At 42.5% G+C, this 1295-nt stretch carries 2 protein-coding genes; both read left to right on the top strand.

The features are described 5' to 3' along the window. Nucleotides 1–145: type VI secretion system baseplate subunit TssK (gene tssK, locus R8N28_RS25215; RefSeq protein ID WP_318183661.1), on the top strand; the 145-nt coding region annotated here is incomplete at its 5' end. Nucleotides 146–156: 11 nt separating this feature from the next. Then, a partial coding sequence (gene icmH / locus R8N28_RS25210; RefSeq protein ID WP_318183660.1) for a type IVB secretion system protein IcmH/DotU occupies nt 157–1295 on the top strand: 1139 nt, incomplete at its 3' end.

The following is a 1295-nucleotide window of genomic DNA, read 5'->3' as shown; positions in this document are numbered from 1 at the left end:
TCCATATCAAACCGGGTATGTTTATTTTGAGGTCGTTAAGAAGGGGCCATTCTGGATGCGACTTAAAGACAGCGGTGGTATTGCACTGCATTTATCTGGTCATTTCCCAAATCCGGACATAGAGCTTTGGAGCATTAATCAATAAAAGTGGTAAGTATGGAACAGACGATAGTAAAACCTACTCCTGGCGGAAGAGCGGCTGTATCTAAAGCTCAGCCTCAAAGATCAGCAGACAGTACTGTTGTGATATCCAAAAGCCCTGAGTTGGTTAACAACGATTCAGTTGTTGCTTATGGAGATAATCCATTATTGGCAGAAGCTAATGGTCTACTTTCGATTATTGGACAAATCAGAGCAACAGCTACTCATTCCGATCCTTTATTTCTTAAAGAAACGCTCGCGCAAAAGCTTAGGGATTATGAGAATCGTCTACGTCAACATGATGTTGACTTGGAAACCATTGATACCGCACGTTATTGTCTGTGTTGTTCTTTAGACGAAGCAGTATTGAATACCAATTGGGGGAGTCAATCGTTTTGGACACATGATTCTCTGTTGAGTTCTTTTTACGCGAGCAGCCAAGGTGGAGAGGCTTTTTTTAAGCATCTAGACAGCTGTCTGGCTCATCCGGAATCCCACTTAGATTTACTAGAGCTAATGTACGTATGCTTATCTTTGGGTTTTATAGGCCAGTATCGTTTAGAAAAAAATGGGCTTGAAGCTCACCGTAGATTGAGAAAACAAGTTGTATCAGTGCTTAAGTCACATGGTCGCGGAGTACAGCAAGAGCTTAGTAACAAAGTAGAACAACATATATTGGCAGGTGCTCAGGTTTCGGAACGTGCTCCTCTGTGGGTGGTTTGTTCGGTAACTTCCGCACTGCTTGTTTGTATTTTTATGTACTTCAGTTACGAGTTGAACAAAGCTTCCAACCAAACTTTTGCTCAATTGGTAAACCTGATTCAACCAACCCCAGCAGTTAGTAATCCTATGGTTGAGTCAAAGTCAGCACCTATTGCCGAAAGAATATCTATCTATTTGGCAACGGAGATTGGCAAGGATCTTGTCACTGTGGAAGCGTTGCAAGATAGAGTTCGTATTTCTCTTAAAGCTCAAGACCTATTTGAATCTGGTAGTGCGAGCGTTGTGGCTTACATACAGCCAGTTATTTCTAAAGTTGCACGTACCTTAGAAGCGACACAAGGGAAGATCATAATTACCGGGCATACCGATGACCGTCCGATATTTACCAGCAAGTACCCATCCAATTGGCACTTGTCTTTAGCTCGGGCAAC

The sequence above is a fragment of the Vibrio sp. Vb1554 genome, assembly GCF_033344235.1.
The sequence above is the reverse complement of the archived record's forward strand: the minus strand, read 5'-3'. Positions and strand labels throughout refer to the sequence as shown.